Below are 16,176 nucleotides of genomic sequence, written 5' to 3' on the forward strand. Positions count from 1 at the left end.
TATGGAATACTTGTTGTTTTTACTAATTGGCATCATTGGGAATGTCGTGGGCACATTAGTGGGTGGTGGCGGCTTAATTACCTTGCCTACCATGATGCTTATGGGCGTGCCCGTCCATTCGGCTATTGGCGCGAATAAAGTGTCCAATATGGTGAGTGCCTTTTCCAGTTTTTATACGATTTATAAACGAAAAGAATTAGCCTGGACAGAAATGCGTGCTGTCCTACTTGTATCCTTGATTGGAGGCACACTTGGTGGACTTTTCGCTTCGTTCATGAGCAGTCAAACATTGACGTTCATTGCCATTATGTTACTAGGCTTTGCACTCATCATGTCCTTTATGGGTGGAGCTGATTTTGGTGACAATGAATGCTTTACAATGAATCGAAAAAACGGTCCAATCCTTCTTGGGGTTGGTTTTTATGATGGTATGTTTGGCCCTGGCAGTAGCACATTAGCTCTCTATACATATGCACATGAGAAGATTTCCTATATCAAAGCAGTAGGGCTCTCACGGGTGGGGGTATTTGCCATGTGCTCAGGAGCGGCGATTACGTATATTGCGACGGGAAAAATTGAATGGCCATTAACACTTATTTTGATGATTGGCTCAACGATTGGTGCACAAATTGGGCTCGTGCTTGCGAGAAAAGTGAAAGCGAACCAAGTGAAGCTATTATTGCGGATCGTAACGATTGTGCTGATTGTACAGCTTCTTTATGATTTTATCCATCAGCTTTAGGAGGCGATTGTCCTGTTTGAAATAACACCATACCCAACCTTTTCGTGGTCACTCTCGCGTCATAAAACATTGACAAGCTGCGCTCGCAAATATGGCTATGAATATTATTTTTCACATAACGGCTGGCTCAGCTATAATGTAGAGCCTTACCATCAACAGGTGTATCGCTTAAAAAAGCTACAATCGATGCCTATTTTATTTGGGCAAATTGTCCACCGATATATTGAACAGGCCATTAATGATTATCTACAGACAGGGAAAGCTTCTACACTGGAGGAGCTGATGCAAGGGGCACGTGGACAGCTTAATGCAGCCTTTATTGATTCTACACGCCATGTGGAGTTTTGGAGGCAAAAGCCGAATAAATACTATATGATGCAGGAAATTTATTATTACGGCACACTTTCTTCTGAGCTTGTGCAGGACTATAAAGAACGTTTACAGCTTGTGTTTGACCATTTTTTGATGAGCGAAACATTCCAGCAAATCACGGCACAAAAGGGCGCTCTCCGTATTGGGGAACCAGAGCAATTCCGCTCGATGAAAATAGACGGCATCCAAGTATTCGTCGTCATGGACTTTCATTATTATGATGAACGAGCAGATAAATGGATTATTGTTGACTGGAAAACGGGCGGGGAGTCTGATGATGACCGCCAGCAATTAGCGCTCTACGCCTACTATGTTCAGCAAAAATACCGTGTATCCTTGGAGCAAATCGAGGTCTATAACGAATATTTATTAACGGGAAAACGGAAGAAATATAGGTTTACTGCCTACGATATGGATAATATTTTGCATACATTTCAACGCAGTGTCTTAGCAATGAAAAAATACCAAGCCGATATTTTTTCTAACGAGCCTGTGGACTTGGAAGATTTCGAACAAACACAAGAAAAATGGCATTGTCGAGGTTGTAATTTTAGAGAGTTGTGTGGGACAAGGTGAGAAAGTAAAAGAAGCGAGTGCTAAAATAGCCACTCGCTTCTTTATTATGTCATTTAGGGATGACAATCCAGTACTTCTTCAAGAGACCTTTGTAGTGGTTTTCCTAATAAAATAGAGAAAAATGAGCTGAATGAGCATAACAACTAGAAACACGATGCCCAAAATAATGAATGACACCATTTTAATGGCAGGAGTTTGCACCATCCCAGCAGCATCAACATTTCTTACCCCAATAAATACTGCGAGGGCAGAAAAAATCAATAACCATACAATATTTATAGCCCACCATATAATTTTCGTAAACAAAATGAACATCCTCTTCCTATTTATAATTTCCTTTTATGGTTTTATTATATTGTTTTTGTTTGTTTTTGGAAACACACTTTAGACGGTGTTACCTCTCCGCCTTGAGACGGATTGACTTATTACTCTTCGGTTGGTGTGTAGAAGGTAAAACAATTTTGCCATTTGTCTAGAGCTAAAAAGGCTTTATTCCTTATTTAGGGTATATATGGTAAATTTGGTATATGTAAATATTTAGGTATAAAAGGGGGAGAGAGTATGTTACATAAGAAATCATCTAACCATCACTTAATGGGTATAGCACTGGTAACAAGTGAGGAGACTTCGCAATGCCCAAACAATTTCAAAACACTTTCTGGAGAGGGGGGAGAAAATGATTAATAATAAAAGGATGCTTATTCGTTCAATCGTAATTTTAGGTATATGTATGTGTCTTTTTTTCCCATATCCTTCTAATGAAGTGATGCATGCCCAATCTTCCTTTATGTCGTTTCCTATACAAACACAAGATGGCTATGTGTTGCTCGGCATCATTGGCTCGATTTTATTTATATTTGTGATGATTTTACTAGCTAGGAGCATAAACAAATATCACCTTACAATAATTGTTTTCGTAGTGTTACTCTATTCATTTTTACCCCATTTTCTCATAATGGCGTATCAAGAAACCTTAGCTACTGGTATTATGGCCATTTCATACAAAGGGGATGGCAACTGTGATTTTGAGATGGTGAGCAAAGATTTAATGAATGGGGATTGTACCCTTATCTTACATAATCGAAGCAATGAAGCTGTGTCATTTGATTTAGTATTTTTAGATAGCCATTTCTCGAAAGAAGATGTGCGTATATCATCACTTATGAATATAGCAGGTCCATATCATGTGACAATCGAGGCCAATCGTGAAAAATTGATTCATCTGAAGAAATTACTCGATTTATCAAAAGTTCCCCATCCTATTTATGGTGGAGGTTCGTCCAATGTGCAGGTTAAATTATTGGATGGAAACAATGAAAGAACTTTATAAATAGTCAAGGAGGGGGAAAAGTATGAGTAAATTATCATGGTTTTACTATGCTACCAGCCTAATCATAACGGCTATCATTTTTAGTCTTATACATGTTTTCACTGAACCAATTGTGATAGGAAGCTCCAATGGTATAAGTAATGGTAATCCAGGACTCTTTCCCTTAGTATTTTTCACACCGTTCTTCATTGTTTCCATTATGGGTACATATAAACTTGCCAATAGACTGGCTCTAAAAACGATGAAGACGATGCCATTTTACAGCATGATAGTGCTATCCTTTCTGTTTCCAAGTATTGTCTATTCATTGACTTTGAAAAAAGCACAAGAGCTAAGAGTGTTCGTGTTTGAACATAATCAGTTAGTTACGGAAATAGCTGAAATTCCATTGTTGAACACTTATTCCAATTCTATCTTTTTTACTGGATGGACCTTCCTTGCGCTACATTTTACAGTCATTTGGATCGCTTATCTATTAGCATTTCTAAAGCATAAAGGTTAAACAGTTAGCCACTCCAAACAGTTGCAACCTTAGCTGAACCAGATAGGGTGGATTGTGGATATTAATGCTTCTACATTACAGTTTACTCGTTATCATCACTACTCTAGCACTCTGTGTGGGAACACAATTTTCTAGTATAAAATTGATTCGTTCAACATATACAAATAGTAGAGAACGTATTCCTTTTGACATAATAGAGGAGGATGTAGATGAGTAAACAAATGTCTATGTTTGAGCTTTTGGGAACACCAAAGACCGTAGATGAAGCTATCAAAAGTGTGGAAAAGAAAAATGTAGTCGTACCTCGTAAGGTGGGCTATATTGTGCAGCGATAAAACATGCCATGTAACAATAAATAAAAACGCTGTATTTGCTTTTATGAGTTACTTGTATTAAATTATAATAAGCTATTCATAGATTTTTAGAGAGGAGGCAAAATGTGATGGAAACTGTTTTCAGAAGAACTGCCGTTGAAGTAAAGACATTTTTACAATTAGATGATTACTGTTCAAAGGGACCAGTCTGTGATTTTTTAGAAAAACACCATATAGAACTCAGTAACCGGAAGCTTTTTGCCTTTGTATGTCATTCGTGAAAAACGTATTTTAAAAACGATACAAAGTAATGCCTAGACGCCGGTTTTATGGCGTCTTTTTTGTTGTGATTAAACTTAGAGAGGGTGAGCTAATTGCTGAAAAAATTAAGGCAATTAAGGGATGTTTCAGTGTTCCAAGCGCTTCTAATTTAGCAAAACAATTAGAAGCGAGGAATTTTAACTATGAAAAAACAACCCATTTTTACTACATCATTTCTTTTTCTATTTATAAGTAATTTTTTCATTTTTATAGGATTTGAAATGTTACTGCCTATCTTACCAGCCTATTTATTAAGTATAAACGCCACTCCTATGCAAGTAGGTTTGGTAACGACGGTATTTACACTAGGCGCCATTATAATAAGACCTTTTATAGGTTATTATTTAATCGATCATAAGCGAAAATATCTAGCTATTGGGGCAGGCATCATGTTGCTGATGATTACAATGTTATATCCTTTTCTTAGCACGATTTGGATTTTCCTATTGTTACGGTTTTTCCATGGAACAGCGTGGGGGATTTCTACTACAGCCAATAGTACAATGGCTGTAGATATCATTCCTAAAGCTAGATTAGGAGAAGGAATGGGTTATTTCTCGGTTTCAACAACAGTCGGAGCTATTGTTGCACCAAGTTTAGGTATCCTTATGTATAATTCCTTTTCCTTTCATACACTGATTTGGTCATCTGCATTACTCTGTTTATTTGCGGTTATAATGCTTCCATTTATTCATTCAGCTACACCTAAACAATTTGACAAGCAGCCATTTCGATTTATGGAAGCGATTTTTGAAAAAGATGTATGGTTTCAGTCTTTATTGACTGTAGTGACGACGCTTGGTTTTGGAGCCGTCATTACATTCTTAGTCCTTTTCGGAGAGCAAAAGGGATTAGATCATATTTTTCTATTCTTTTTTATCAACGCAATTGTTTCCACTTTATTACGTCCATTTACAGGAAAATGGTTTGATAAAAATGGACCATGGTCTATTATCATTGTGTCAGCAACACTTGGTTTCTTATCACTAATTGTGTTGTCCTATACAACAAATAATCACACTCTTATTTTGGCAGCCATTTTATTCGGTGCAGGTTATGGGACCGTTATGCCATGTTTACAAACATGGACTGTTCAAAAAGTAAGTGAAGCCAAAAGCGGTGCAGCCAATGCTACTTTTCTTTCAAGCTTTGATGTTGGTGTTGGCGTTAGTGCATTTTTCTTAGGGATTTTAGCAGAATGGATGAGTATAGCAATGATTTTCCGTCTTGTTAGCTTAAGCTTTCTTATTGTTGTCCTGTTAGTATACTGCGATTACATTACCAATAAGAAAATGAACCAGTAATATAATAATAGGGACCAGTCTCAAATGTCTGGTCCCTTTACTATGATTCATTTCCTAATGATAAAAATAAAGGAAGAAAGCAGGGAATTCTGATTAAAAAACAGAAACTAGCTAAATGCCATAATTTATAAGAAACGGTGAAGGAGGCGCATGTTATGCAAATGGCGAACGGGATAGCAATGCTGGAACTCCATTATCAGGGCTTTGTGATTCATCCTACATTGGTGTGGGACCAGGACATGGCGGTGTTGATTGACACCGGTTTTCCTGGGCAAATGGAAGAGCTGCATGAGGCGATAGTACAGGTGGGTGTGTCGTTAAATCAGCTCAAAGCGATTATCTTAACGCATCAGGATGTGGATCATATCGGCTGTCTACCTGATTTATTACAAGTGTGTGGGCCACATGTTCAAGTATATGCACATGCTCTCGACAAGCCCTATATTCAAGGAGAGCTGCCGCTAGTAAAAGATGGACATTTAGAGAACCCTCCGAAGGGTAAGGTGGATGTGGTGCTGAGTGATGGTGAAGAACTACCATTTTGTGGCGGGATTCGTGTTATTCATACACCAGGGCATACACCAGGTCATATTAGCCTGTATTTAACACAGAGTAAAACATTGGTGGCGGGTGACGCGATGTATAGTGTAGACGGTCATATTGAGGGCGTTCATGAACCAACTGCATTGGACGTAGAAGAAGCTCGTCAGTCTTTACAGAAATGCCTAGATATCGACCTTGAAGCAGTGATTTGTTATCACGGAGGCATCAGTAGGGGAGCAGTCCTTGAACAAATGAAAAAAATATTGTCATGATAAAAAGACCACGCCAAGAAGGGTGGTCTCTTCCATTATTCGGCGATGGTCTCTTCAAATGTTTTACGGCCAGGGCTTACTTTATTAATATGAATATCGATTTTACGGATGGAATCCTTCGTTATCGGAATTTTGCCATCCTTTTCTAGTTTCTTCCATGCCTTTACATTATCGCGGTAGAGGTATTCTGATAAGCGAAAGACATCCGCATCCATTTTCAAGCCTTCCTCGAAGGTAGCCATAATTTCATCTTTGACTGCTTTTTCTACTTTTTTTCTTACTTGATCGGGTGTCAGCTTCCCTTTAAAGCCATTTAAAATTGTGTTGAATTTTAAATACACCTCAAATTGGACTTGATTGTTTTGGACGATAGGTTTGACATCGACATCTAACTTTTGAATATCGACAGTTAAGAAATCACTTTTCTCGTTATTTTCCAATTTAACAGTGATTTCCCCTTGCTTTGTTTCATCGTTCATCCATTCAATACCGCGAGCGGCTTTACCTTTAATATAGCCTTTAAAACTATCCTTTGAGAGGATACCGACACCTGCAAAAACGGTTTCTGTTTTGGTACCATCTATGGTTTCCCAGTTTTCATTGACAGTTACGTAAGGGATTTTCATTTCATGGTTTGGCTCATTTAAGCCAATCACTAGCTGTCGCAAATTAACAGGCTCTACAAAGGACTCCTGCTTAGCCGTATTTTTAGGATTACTTAATTTCGCGGCAGTCGGTGACTTCTCTAATAAAGGGGAAACTAATAAAACATCCTCGATTGGGTCTTGTGTACAGTAGACCCAAATATGATATCTAGTTTCACGAAAGCGTAAAAAAGTATCGATTACAGCAATGGCATGCTCATCCTTCATCGCATTCTCTGAGAAAAGAAGATAGGTCATATGCCCCCAAAATACTTCTTGGTCCATGGAACGATATAATTTGTAAATCGCTTCTTCTATTGTTTTTCCCTTCGCTTGACCAATTTCTGTAGGTGAGGCTTGAGGGTTAGATTGTTCTGTTTTCGCTACGTTGGCAAAGTTGATAATTTGTAAGTACACAGTATATTCATTATCCTTATAATCAACCCCAACACCTTGCACATAATACATTCGTTGAGGCTCTGTAACATCCCAGCAGCCTGACATGAGTAGTGTAGTCGTAAGCATTAAAATAACAATCGCAATATTTTTTTGACTCATATGTCTCCCTACTTTTTCTAGTTCATGTATAGTAGTTTGGACAAGAACACATGGTATTATAAGTACAGATTATGTAGGAATGACAAAAGAAAGTGCTATCCCCAGTCAATGTGACATGGTGACAGCACTTGTTGTTTTAGTGGAAATATTTTTCGACACGTTGAATGACGTCATTTGCTGACAAGCCATCTGCATCAATGACAGGGCCTGCCATGACAGGATCACTAATGCCCATCACGTCTCTGTCCTGACCTGTAATGATACAAGCATCACATTTTTTGGCATCCTCTTCATTGCGAAGCTGGATGACCTCATAGCCTTTTGCTTTTAAAGCATCCTCGATATTAGATAATGATTGTTCCACACCAATAATTCTAGACATTTTTTTGTCCACCTCCTATAAATAATGTGCCATTTCAGCTTGTTCATTATTCATATTATTTTTTAGAGAAGATGGATGATGTCTATGCATTTGTCCGTAATAGTGGTTGTGTACTACATCTAAAAGAACCACCAAAGCTTCGGGAGATGTTAAAATCAACGTATTCTACAGTGACACCTCTTTGTACTAATTGCTCGCCAATCCATGTAAATTCTTTATCTGTAATGTAAACCTCTTCATTGATAGGGAGACCGTTTGTTGCAAGTCGTGAGGCATCTTCTAGGGAAACATGAATTTTATCCCAATCCTTCAGCTGTTCGGGGATTCCCTCTAAGAAAGCATCCTCGCAGACAATCATCAGACCATCCCTTACCAAACTAAGTGCACAGTCTAGATGGAGAATCGTTGGATGAAGTGGAACCTCGACCACTGTAAAATCAAAATGACTGGCTAAATTACGCAGCCACTGCACGCCATTTTTATTGGAGGCTAGCCCTGAATTTCCTACGAAAATCGTTTTATCTAGCACTAACACATCGCCACCCTCTAAAAATGGGCCAGCCTCAGAATCCAGCCCGTCTGCGATATCAGGCTTTGGAATGGACACATAGAAACATTGGTTATCGTTTGCTTCCTGAGCTAAAAGATTACGCACTGGCAAGATTTCGTTCCGTCTATGAGGAAATCGAAGGGAGCCTTCAATTAAAAAATGACCGATAGTGAAAAAGGGATCACGAACAAAGAAATTGCTATAGCCATCCTCTTGTCCTAGCTCTTTTTCATAATCTGTTAAAAGTCGTGGCACCTGTACTTCCACACCATATTTTTCAAGTACCCTTTTAAAATTTGCTCGTTCTAATTCCCATTGCTGCTGTCTTTCTGGAAAGACCTCTTTGAAGTTTTTACCGAGCGTATCAACGCCTGCATAAATGGCTAGCGTTTCTTCTGTTAAAAATTCGTCATCTGTTGGATTGCCTGTAGCGGGAAAAGCAAACTCTGATTGAGCCATAACAACTCATTTTAACGGAGCAAACTCACTCTTTACAAAAATATTCGTCATAGTACGACCTCCTGTTATATCATTTAGAGAAAATAGTGAAATTTTTTCCTGCGTTGTTCCATATCGTAAGGGATATAGTTACTACATAGTCAAGAAAGGTTGTAGGGTGGTGAAAAGATGGGCATTGCAGAAGTGTTGACCATTGTCTTTGTCGTTTTAAAGCTAACAGATGTGATTGCTTGGTCGTGGTGGGTCGTTTTATTACCAGCCATACTCTCATTCAGTTTGTATGTCATTGTGGTAGTAATAAAGCTTATGACGGTCCTTATTGCGGTAATCGCTGTTAAAAGGCGGGAAAAAAGGGTGGATCAATAAAACAAGGAGAAAATCGAACAAATTCGAAGATCACCTTATTCGTTGAAGTAGCTTGATTTCATAGTCAAAAATTATTGCACACCGTTCCTCTGGATTCGCTAAAGAAAAAATGATAGAAGCATCTGTATGAGGGAATGAACTTCTTTTTCATTACGAGCTTATCTAATATCGAGATCAGTTACGCTGTTTCCGCTGGATCAGTATAATACGATTTTTCCCTCGTATCTGAAATTAATACAGTATTGACTTCAGATATAGCATCATACTAGTGGTCTACGATAAAATGATAGTAAATAGTAATCGGAAAATAACCAAGTCCATCTTCTTTTAAGAATCGCGGTCGCCTCCCAGTTCTTGCGCCAATATAAATTAATTTTGGAAGTGGGGGAATGATGTTGTCAAAAACTTCAAAGTGGTAAGATCAGCCCGCCTAGGGCCAACCTTACCACTTCACTATTTGCTTAATTCATAGGTTTTCACAGCCGGAGCAACAAAGCTTTCACATTTATCTAAAAGCGTTGCAGTGTCTTCAGCGACAATTAATGCTTCACGATTTTGAGCTTTTAAAAATTGTTCATTTTGCATATGGTCAAAAAATGAGATTAATAAATCAAAATAGCCTTCCATATTGAAAATCGCACAAGGCTTTTGAAGCAGCCCTATTTGATTCCAAGTAAACACTTCGAAAAATTCCTCTAAAGTACCAGGACCACCAGGAAGGGCAATAAAGCCATCAGCTAGCTCCATCATTTTACTTTTCCGTTCATGCATCGTGTTCACAACAATCAGCTCGGTTAAGTGCTGATGCGCAATTTCACGTTCTTCTAATAATGTAGGAATGACCCCTATAACCTTGCCACCTTCTTGTAGCACGGTATTCGCTACTGTAGCCATGATGCCAACTGAAGCACCACCATAAATAAGGGTAATTTGTCTTTTAGCTAATTCTTTTCCTAGTAGAATCGCACCTTCACGATAAGCATCAGAAGCGCCAAGACTTGATCCGCAAAATACAGCAACACTGTTCATAGTAGATTTCCTCCATAACTGATTAAATTCTTCTTGTACCGAAAGCAGTGTAAACGCCCGTTGAACTTAGGGAATAGCGTAAAAACGCCACGCCTTTAGTAATGACAGTCTCATGCTGTTCCCAAAGCCTCCCATGGGTAGCATAGATTTTAACAAGGGCTTTGGCTAAGGCACAAATAATAGTATAATTTATTTTGAAGAGGAAGGAAATGGAGGAAAAGGAATTGGAACTAAATGAATTTCAACGTTGGGTAAAGGATTATTATGAAGCACGAGGCTGGTCAGAGCTCAATATTTTTACACGTATTGGCTTCTTGGCAGAAGAAACTGGTGAGGTAGCGAGAGCCATTCGAGCGATCGAGATTGGTAGAGATCGACCAGATGAAAAAACACAATCCTATGAGGAACATAAACAAGAGCTTATTGAAGAGCTAGGGGATGTACTAGGCAATCTTATTGTCATTGCCAATCAATATGATATTCCATTAGAAGAAATATTTGCGGCTCATCAAGACAAGCTAGTAAAACGCTATCAGGACTAGGAGGAACTCGATGGAATATCAAGTTGAGGTTTTACATAAACAGCATGAAGCGTTTACGAATTTTTTAAGTGAAAAAATTCGCGCCTATAATAATGAACATTCCTCTTATCATCGTGCAAGTAGACAGCAGGGGGCAATCCAACCATTGCAATTGATAGTCACAGATTTACAGCAGCAATGGGTAGGTGGTATAACGGCTGAAGTCTACTGGGGATGGGTGGAAATACATAAGTTTTGGTTTAGTGAAGAGTATCGTGGAAAAGGAATTGGCACAAAGCTCCTAGCCAAGGCAGAGTTAGTAGCAAAGGAAATGGGTGCTACAAAAGCTCTGCTGACAACCTACGAGTTTCAAGCTCGCACATTTTATGAGGCACAAGGCTATCAAGTGGTAGGAGAAATTAAAGATTATCCACCAGGTAGTAGTTATTATACGATGGTGAAAAATCTAGTGTAAGAGCGGTCAATGGCGATAGAAGCCGGCTTTAATTGACATCTCCTAAATAAATCGCTGTTTGTTGTCCTTGGATAAAGTGCTGTAGAGGGCGGATGAATGCTTTAGGATAAAATCTATAAGTGTGTAGCTCTTCTATAGGTATCCACTGTGTGCCGATTTGATGTTGATCTGGATTGGTTGGCTGACAAACTTGCCCATTGAATTGACATTGAAAATAATATTCTACCTGGTGGACATTTGCGTCAAAGGCGGCATGCTCATGATTTTTTCCAATATATTCTCGGATAAAAAGAAGCTCTCCAATCTGAACAGAGGAGCCGATTTCTTCGAGGCATTCTCTTTGCAGTGTTTTAGGGAATGTCTCACCATGCTCTTGTCCACCACCCGGGCAAAGATAAAAATAGCCCTCGTCATCTTGATTTTTTATTAGCAATATATTGCCATCAACGATAATGATGGCTTTTACAGAATTTCTAATCATAGGTATCTCCTTTGGATAGTTATTTTTCGTGGTCATGACTAAAATGCTTCATGAATGTCTACCTTAGTAAAAAGGGGAGATCAAGCGTGTATTCAATGTCCAATTTTAAACTACTTGTCGAAAAACAGGCTGAAATCGATACGATTTATCAGCGTTGTGATGATTTAATTGAGAAGACTGTTACACCGCAATTAGATGAAAAGGTAGAGCAGTTTTTAAAGATGGTCGAACAACATTTAACAAAGCAGGGCTTTAAGGTTACGAATACATCCACAGGTGTAATTGCCAATTATCAAGAAGCCGTCATTAATGTAGATAAACATTCCAAGCATTTGGAAGAATGCTTTTTTATCAATTTAAATAGCTATGCTGAGGATCAAGTATCCATTGTTTTGAACATCTCACCCACGATGCTACCGAAAATATCTAATCAACTCGATGGCTACACGGATATTATCGAGCAAATGACCGATAAGCTAAAGCAAGCCAAAAGTTTAGAAAAAGCCTGTACGAATCCAACATTTCTTTATAAAACGCAAAGCAATAAGATTTTTCATTCGGCACAGGAAGTATTGGATTATTATTTTCAATAATGTCGTCAATAGGAGAAGCCACCTTAATTATTTAAGGTGGCTCATTTTTATGCTGACGATAAGATGCCCGCTTTCATCGATTATCGTATAAATTTTCTCCCACAAAGCCACATCGTCAGGGATAGACCTAAGAAATAGAGTGGCATTGTTAATAAAGAACCGTTGTGTAGCAAACTCATACCCGTTGTGATGGCACTGACTAATAGGTAATAGCCGAGACTAAAAATCGCGCCTGCTGTCCCAATAACATCCTGAAAGTCTACTAGTGCAAGACTTAGGCAATTAGGAAGTGCCATGCCAGAGCCGAGCAGTAGGACGAAAACGGTCAGCAAGATGCCGATTTCTACGAGTATTGCATGCAGTGGCATCAAACAAACGATAGTCAACAGCACAGCACCCAAAAGCATCACCAGACAGCCGAGGTGAATGATTTTTTGCGGTGGATGGTTGATGACCAGTCGTTTTGAAATCATGGCCCCTATGATAGAAGCCAATGCCACAATGATACCAAGAAAACCGTATAGGCCTGGTGACATTTCAAAATGACCAATGAAGATAAAGGGTGCTTCGGCATAGTAGCTAAATAGTACACCATTGATGCCCCCAATCAGTAGTCCATAGACAAGAACGGTTGGCGAAGCAACAATGCGTTTGACGACAGGCCAAATCGCTATTCGTTGTCTTGCGGCTGGATCTGTTGTTTCAGGAAGTCTGTAATAAGCATACATGAACAACAAGATACTCATCACCACAAGGACAAAAAACACGGCTCGAAAGCCAAGTGCTTGATCGACCCAGCCACCAATCAACGGCCCTACCGCAGGGGTAAAGGCAATGACAGCTGAAATTTGTGCGAACATAGCATGTCGCTGGCTACCTGCTACGCTTTCACGCAAAATGGTCTGTGTAATAATGGAGCCAGTGGCAGCCCCAAACGCTTGAATAAATCGACTTGCAATTAGAAAGGGAATCGACTCTGCGTAAACACAGAGCAAGCTCCCTATACCGTAAAAAAGGAGACCGGCTAACATGGCAGGTCGACGGCCAATGAAATCAGAAATCCATCCCCAGCAAAAAACACCTAATGCGAAGCCAATAAAATAGATGCTTAAAGTTAATTGGACAGAACTATTGGATACACCAAGTGCAGCGGCAATATCCGGTAGAGATGGTGTGTATATCGTTTCACTAATTTGTGGAAATGCCACAAGAACAATCATTAATAATAAAGATGGTACTGCCTGTTTTTTCAACATATTGCCCTCCTACAAGCAAAATCTACTTTGTTCGTTACAAGTAGATAGCGTAGCTAGGGAAACGGCGGGACCATTATAAGTATACGTTCATAGGATGTCATGTTGAAAATCACCTTTATCTATACTCAGCAAAAATGGTATACCGAAAAATACGGAAGCTGAGCTGTAATGGACATGCATGTAGTAGGAGTGCATAGTCTGATTACTATTATAAGCTATTTTATAATACCTTTATAGTAATAATTGCTAATCTTATCAATTTTTAAGAGATAGAGCTAGTGTCAAAAAGGATTTTGAAGGTGGATTAGAGAAATGGTAATGGGTGGTAGAGGAGGAGAGGTGTGACATAAACCATATATTTTCTTCATAATAAAGCATAATCTTTCCAACCTTACACCCACAAGGGTTAAGTCAATTTAATTTAGTATACTATCATAGATATTAAACGATATATCAATTTTATTATTTATAATAAACAAGATTTTTAATCAAGCTTATAACCTAAGTTTATTATTATATCTTCCCACTGGTCCCTAATCTCATCTTCTAAAAAAAACGCTACTCCCTAATTTCTTATATATTCTCCCTTTACTCGGAAAAACCCCATTATTATGTAATGCTATTGCAGCATTTTGAACATCACTCAAAATACTTTTGATTCTTTCCTTTTTTAATTTTGTTAAGTACTCTTTATATCTCCTACTAACCTTTTTACATAATTCTGGTGCCCATTTTCTTACCGTTCTTAATGTTAATTGCTTTTCTTTTGCCAACTGGGTTAGGCCACTATGACTAATTTGGTATTTATATTATTTAAAAAATTCAATTAAATCATTTACAATCTCCGATATGTGTATTATTATGGAAAACAAGTAGTTGATTGGTTGGTTAGGAACATATGAACATTATTTCCTATTTAATTCTCAATCTAGTTACACTACTACATGATTTATGGGTTGACATTATATATTGGAGGTGAAAAAGATGAAAAAAATTAAAGTTAAAGTATTACCAAAAGTAGGCCTTCCTGCTAACCGTGCAAATACATGATTTGAAGATGGATATTACATATTGGAGGTGAAAAAGATGAAAAAAATTAAAGTTAAAGTATTACCAAAAGTAGGTCTTCCTGCTAACCGTGCAAATACATGATTTGAAGATGGATATTACATATTGGAGGTGAAAAAGATGAAAAAAATTAAAGTTAAAGTATTACCAAAAGTAGGTCTTCCTGCTAACCGTGCTAACACATGATTTTTTAAAGAAAAGATCCACTCCTAAGGGTGGGTTTTTTCTTTAAAAGAAGAGGATTTATGAAAAATAGAAAGGGTGAAATAATGTAATGTACCAAAAGGAGATTAGTAAGGATACTATGGTTGAAGTACATACCATTGAAACATATCAGCGTGAAAATGATTCCATTACTATTCGACGTATTGGCACTTCAGACTACTTGTTATTAGATGAAATCGCTCTTAATATTTATCGAAGCTTTTCCTCAGACAAGTCAATAGGTGAAGTCGCATTGATGCATAGTGCAAATGATTACGAGATAAATGACATTATAGAATTTGTTGAGGTGTTATTAAATGCGGGATATGTAAAAAGTATTGATGGAGTTCTTATATCGGAAAGTTTAATAGATAACCACCCTTTAAATGCTGAGCCTAGTAAAATCTTGAAGATATTATTTAGTAAGACTGCCTGGGCATTTTATCTATTTTCCGTGTTCGCTAATATATTTTTATTTTATTTTTCCGATAACTTACGCCCTAAGGGTTCGGATCTTTTTGTTAGTACCTCCGGAATTGCATCTATATGTATAATAATTTTAGGTACATGGATAGTTATCTTTTTTCATGAATACGGACATATATGTGCTGCTAAAAGCGTAGGAATTGGAGCTAAAGTTAAATGGGGATATAGACTAGTTTTCCTTGTACTTGAAACGGAAGTAACTGATATCTGGTCCGTATCCAGAAAGAAAAGATATGGTGTTTATTTAGCAGGATTAGCTTGGACAAGTATGTTGATATTATTATGTTTAGTAATGCAATTTTATTTTTCGAATGAAATAATACTTAAGATACTTAAATTTACGGTTTTGATGCAACTACAAACTACTGTATTTCAAACATTACTATTTTTACGTACAGATTTATACTATGTACTTACTAATTTCTTAGAAATAGATGATCTTAATGAATCAATGAAGCTTATTTTTAAAAATATATTCACCCTAAAATTCAATAAAATAAGTAGTATATTAAACAGCATGTCAAATAAAGAGAGGAAAATAACTAAAATTTACAGCTCTTTAAGTTTTATTGGGATTTTTGTTGCTCTCTATTTATTTTTGGTAATTGATCTACCTATTGCTTATTATACTGTCAAACAAACTCTTGAAAAAACTTTAAAAGATCCTTTGTTCTCTATGTCTTATTGGGATGGAATTGCAATGGGAACTTTTACACTTTGTCCATTAGTTATCTTAACAATATATTTAGCATTAGATTTAAGAAAAAAAATAAAAGAAAAGAAAAGAAAAGAATTAGGTCCTATTTTGAGAAACAGTATCTAATAAAA

At 37.6% G+C, this 16,176-nt stretch carries 20 protein-coding genes; 12 read left to right on the forward strand and 8 right to left on the reverse strand.

Going from position 1 to position 16,176, the window contains the following annotated elements:
* The first annotated feature begins 1 nt into the window (after window position 1).
* Both NV349_RS09185 and NV349_RS09190 read left to right on the forward strand, forming a co-directional pair.
* Window positions 2–742, forward strand: coding sequence for a sulfite exporter TauE/SafE family protein (locus NV349_RS09185; RefSeq protein ID WP_058844977.1), 741 nt, complete (start codon window positions 2–4; stop codon window positions 740–742).
* Between the two features lie 21 nt (window positions 743–763).
* Window positions 764–1,690: a PD-(D/E)XK nuclease family protein gene (locus NV349_RS09190; protein ID WP_255358837.1), complete on the forward strand. Its 927-nt coding sequence runs from the start codon at window positions 764–766 to the stop codon at window positions 1,688–1,690.
* A gap of 78 nt (window positions 1,691–1,768) precedes the next feature.
* Here NV349_RS09190 and NV349_RS09195 read toward each other — a convergent pair whose 3' ends face one another.
* Complete coding sequence (locus NV349_RS09195) at window positions 1,769–1,996, reverse strand: DUF3923 family protein (protein WP_089932368.1); 228 nt, start codon at window positions 1,994–1,996, stop codon at window positions 1,769–1,771.
* Window positions 1,997–2,366: 370 nt separating this feature from the next.
* Between NV349_RS09195 and NV349_RS09200 the strand changes: the two genes are divergently transcribed.
* The 5 genes from NV349_RS09200 (at window position 2,367) to NV349_RS09220 (ending at window position 6,276) form a co-directional block, all read left to right on the forward strand.
* The gene (locus NV349_RS09200) at window positions 2,367–3,020 is read left to right on the forward strand and encodes a hypothetical protein (protein ID WP_271913080.1); all 654 of its coding nucleotides are present in this window, start codon (window positions 2,367–2,369) and stop codon (window positions 3,018–3,020) included.
* 22 nt (window positions 3,021–3,042) lie between these two features.
* On the forward strand, window positions 3,043–3,522 hold the full coding sequence (locus NV349_RS09205; RefSeq protein WP_271913081.1) for a hypothetical protein: 480 nt from the start codon (window positions 3,043–3,045) through the stop codon (window positions 3,520–3,522).
* Between the two features lie 209 nt (window positions 3,523–3,731).
* Window positions 3,732–3,857, forward strand: coding sequence for a hypothetical protein (locus NV349_RS09210; RefSeq protein WP_255358833.1), 126 nt, complete (start codon window positions 3,732–3,734; stop codon window positions 3,855–3,857).
* A gap of 443 nt (window positions 3,858–4,300) precedes the next feature.
* A complete protein-coding gene (locus tag NV349_RS09215; RefSeq protein WP_271913082.1) occupies window positions 4,301–5,461 on the forward strand; it encodes an MFS transporter in 1,161 nt (386 codons plus the stop codon).
* A 155-nt stretch (window positions 5,462–5,616) separates the two neighbouring features.
* Window positions 5,617–6,276, forward strand: coding sequence for an MBL fold metallo-hydrolase (locus tag NV349_RS09220; RefSeq protein WP_036127524.1), 660 nt, complete (start codon window positions 5,617–5,619; stop codon window positions 6,274–6,276).
* Between the two features lie 35 nt (window positions 6,277–6,311).
* Here the strand turns inward: NV349_RS09220 and NV349_RS09225 are convergent, their stop codons facing one another.
* The 3 genes from NV349_RS09225 to NV349_RS09235 form a co-directional block, all read right to left on the reverse strand.
* Window positions 6,312–7,478 (reverse strand): Ger(x)C family spore germination protein, encoded by a 1,167-nt coding sequence (locus NV349_RS09225; RefSeq protein ID WP_271913085.1) that lies wholly within the window; start codon window positions 7,476–7,478, stop codon window positions 6,312–6,314.
* Between the two features lie 136 nt (window positions 7,479–7,614).
* Complete coding sequence (locus tag NV349_RS09230; protein ID WP_036127519.1) at window positions 7,615–7,860, reverse strand: YkuS family protein; 246 nt, start codon at window positions 7,858–7,860, stop codon at window positions 7,615–7,617.
* An 82-nt stretch (window positions 7,861–7,942) separates the two neighbouring features.
* The gene (locus NV349_RS09235) at window positions 7,943–8,869 is read right to left on the reverse strand and encodes a dimethylarginine dimethylaminohydrolase family protein (protein WP_271913088.1); all 927 of its coding nucleotides are present in this window, start codon (window positions 8,867–8,869) and stop codon (window positions 7,943–7,945) included.
* A gap of 168 nt (window positions 8,870–9,037) precedes the next feature.
* On the opposite strand from NV349_RS09235, the gene NV349_RS09240 reads away from it, so the two are divergent.
* On the forward strand, window positions 9,038–9,235 hold the full coding sequence (locus NV349_RS09240) for a Fragile-X-F protein (protein ID WP_036127503.1): 198 nt from the start codon (window positions 9,038–9,040) through the stop codon (window positions 9,233–9,235).
* Between the two features lie 453 nt (window positions 9,236–9,688).
* Here NV349_RS09240 and NV349_RS09245 read toward each other — a convergent pair whose 3' ends face one another.
* On the reverse strand, window positions 9,689–10,264 hold the full coding sequence (locus tag NV349_RS09245; RefSeq protein WP_271913091.1) for an LOG family protein: 576 nt from the start codon (window positions 10,262–10,264) through the stop codon (window positions 9,689–9,691).
* Window positions 10,265–10,488: 224 nt separating this feature from the next.
* Between NV349_RS09245 and NV349_RS09250 the strand changes: the two genes are divergently transcribed.
* Window positions 10,489–10,806: a MazG nucleotide pyrophosphohydrolase domain-containing protein gene (locus NV349_RS09250; RefSeq protein ID WP_036127510.1), complete on the forward strand. Its 318-nt coding sequence runs from the start codon at window positions 10,489–10,491 to the stop codon at window positions 10,804–10,806.
* 10 nt (window positions 10,807–10,816) lie between these two features.
* Entirely contained in the window at window positions 10,817–11,260 is a 444-nt protein-coding gene (locus NV349_RS09255) for a GNAT family N-acetyltransferase (protein ID WP_082673767.1), read from the forward strand.
* Window positions 11,261–11,288: 28 nt separating this feature from the next.
* Here NV349_RS09255 and NV349_RS09260 read toward each other — a convergent pair whose 3' ends face one another.
* Window positions 11,289–11,741, reverse strand: coding sequence for an NUDIX domain-containing protein (locus NV349_RS09260; RefSeq protein ID WP_036127498.1), 453 nt, complete (start codon window positions 11,739–11,741; stop codon window positions 11,289–11,291).
* Window positions 11,742–11,836: 95 nt separating this feature from the next.
* On the opposite strand from NV349_RS09260, the gene NV349_RS09265 reads away from it, so the two are divergent.
* Window positions 11,837–12,334 (forward strand): hypothetical protein, encoded by a 498-nt coding sequence (locus NV349_RS09265; protein WP_271913560.1) that lies wholly within the window; start codon window positions 11,837–11,839, stop codon window positions 12,332–12,334.
* Window positions 12,335–12,414: 80 nt separating this feature from the next.
* Here the strand turns inward: NV349_RS09265 and NV349_RS09270 are convergent, their stop codons facing one another.
* Together NV349_RS09270 and NV349_RS09275 are read right to left on the reverse strand one after the other, a co-directional pair.
* Window positions 12,415–13,587, reverse strand: a complete 1,173-nt coding sequence (locus NV349_RS09270; protein ID WP_058844992.1) for a multidrug effflux MFS transporter — start codon at window positions 13,585–13,587, stop codon at window positions 12,415–12,417.
* Between the two features lie 542 nt (window positions 13,588–14,129).
* Entirely contained in the window at window positions 14,130–14,363 is a 234-nt protein-coding gene (locus NV349_RS09275) for a hypothetical protein (RefSeq protein WP_089932353.1), read from the reverse strand.
* Window positions 14,364–14,962: 599 nt separating this feature from the next.
* On the opposite strand from NV349_RS09275, the gene NV349_RS09280 reads away from it, so the two are divergent.
* Window positions 14,963–16,171 carry a hypothetical protein gene (locus tag NV349_RS09280; RefSeq protein WP_271913094.1) on the forward strand — a complete coding sequence of 403 codons (1,209 nt, stop codon included), beginning with the start codon at window positions 14,963–14,965 and terminating at the stop codon, window positions 16,169–16,171.
* Window positions 16,172–16,176: the final 5 nt, after the last annotated feature.

It is taken from the genome of Lysinibacillus sp. OF-1 (assembly GCF_028356935.1).
Lineage (GTDB): Bacteria > Bacillota > Bacilli > Bacillales_A > Planococcaceae > Lysinibacillus > Lysinibacillus fusiformis_D.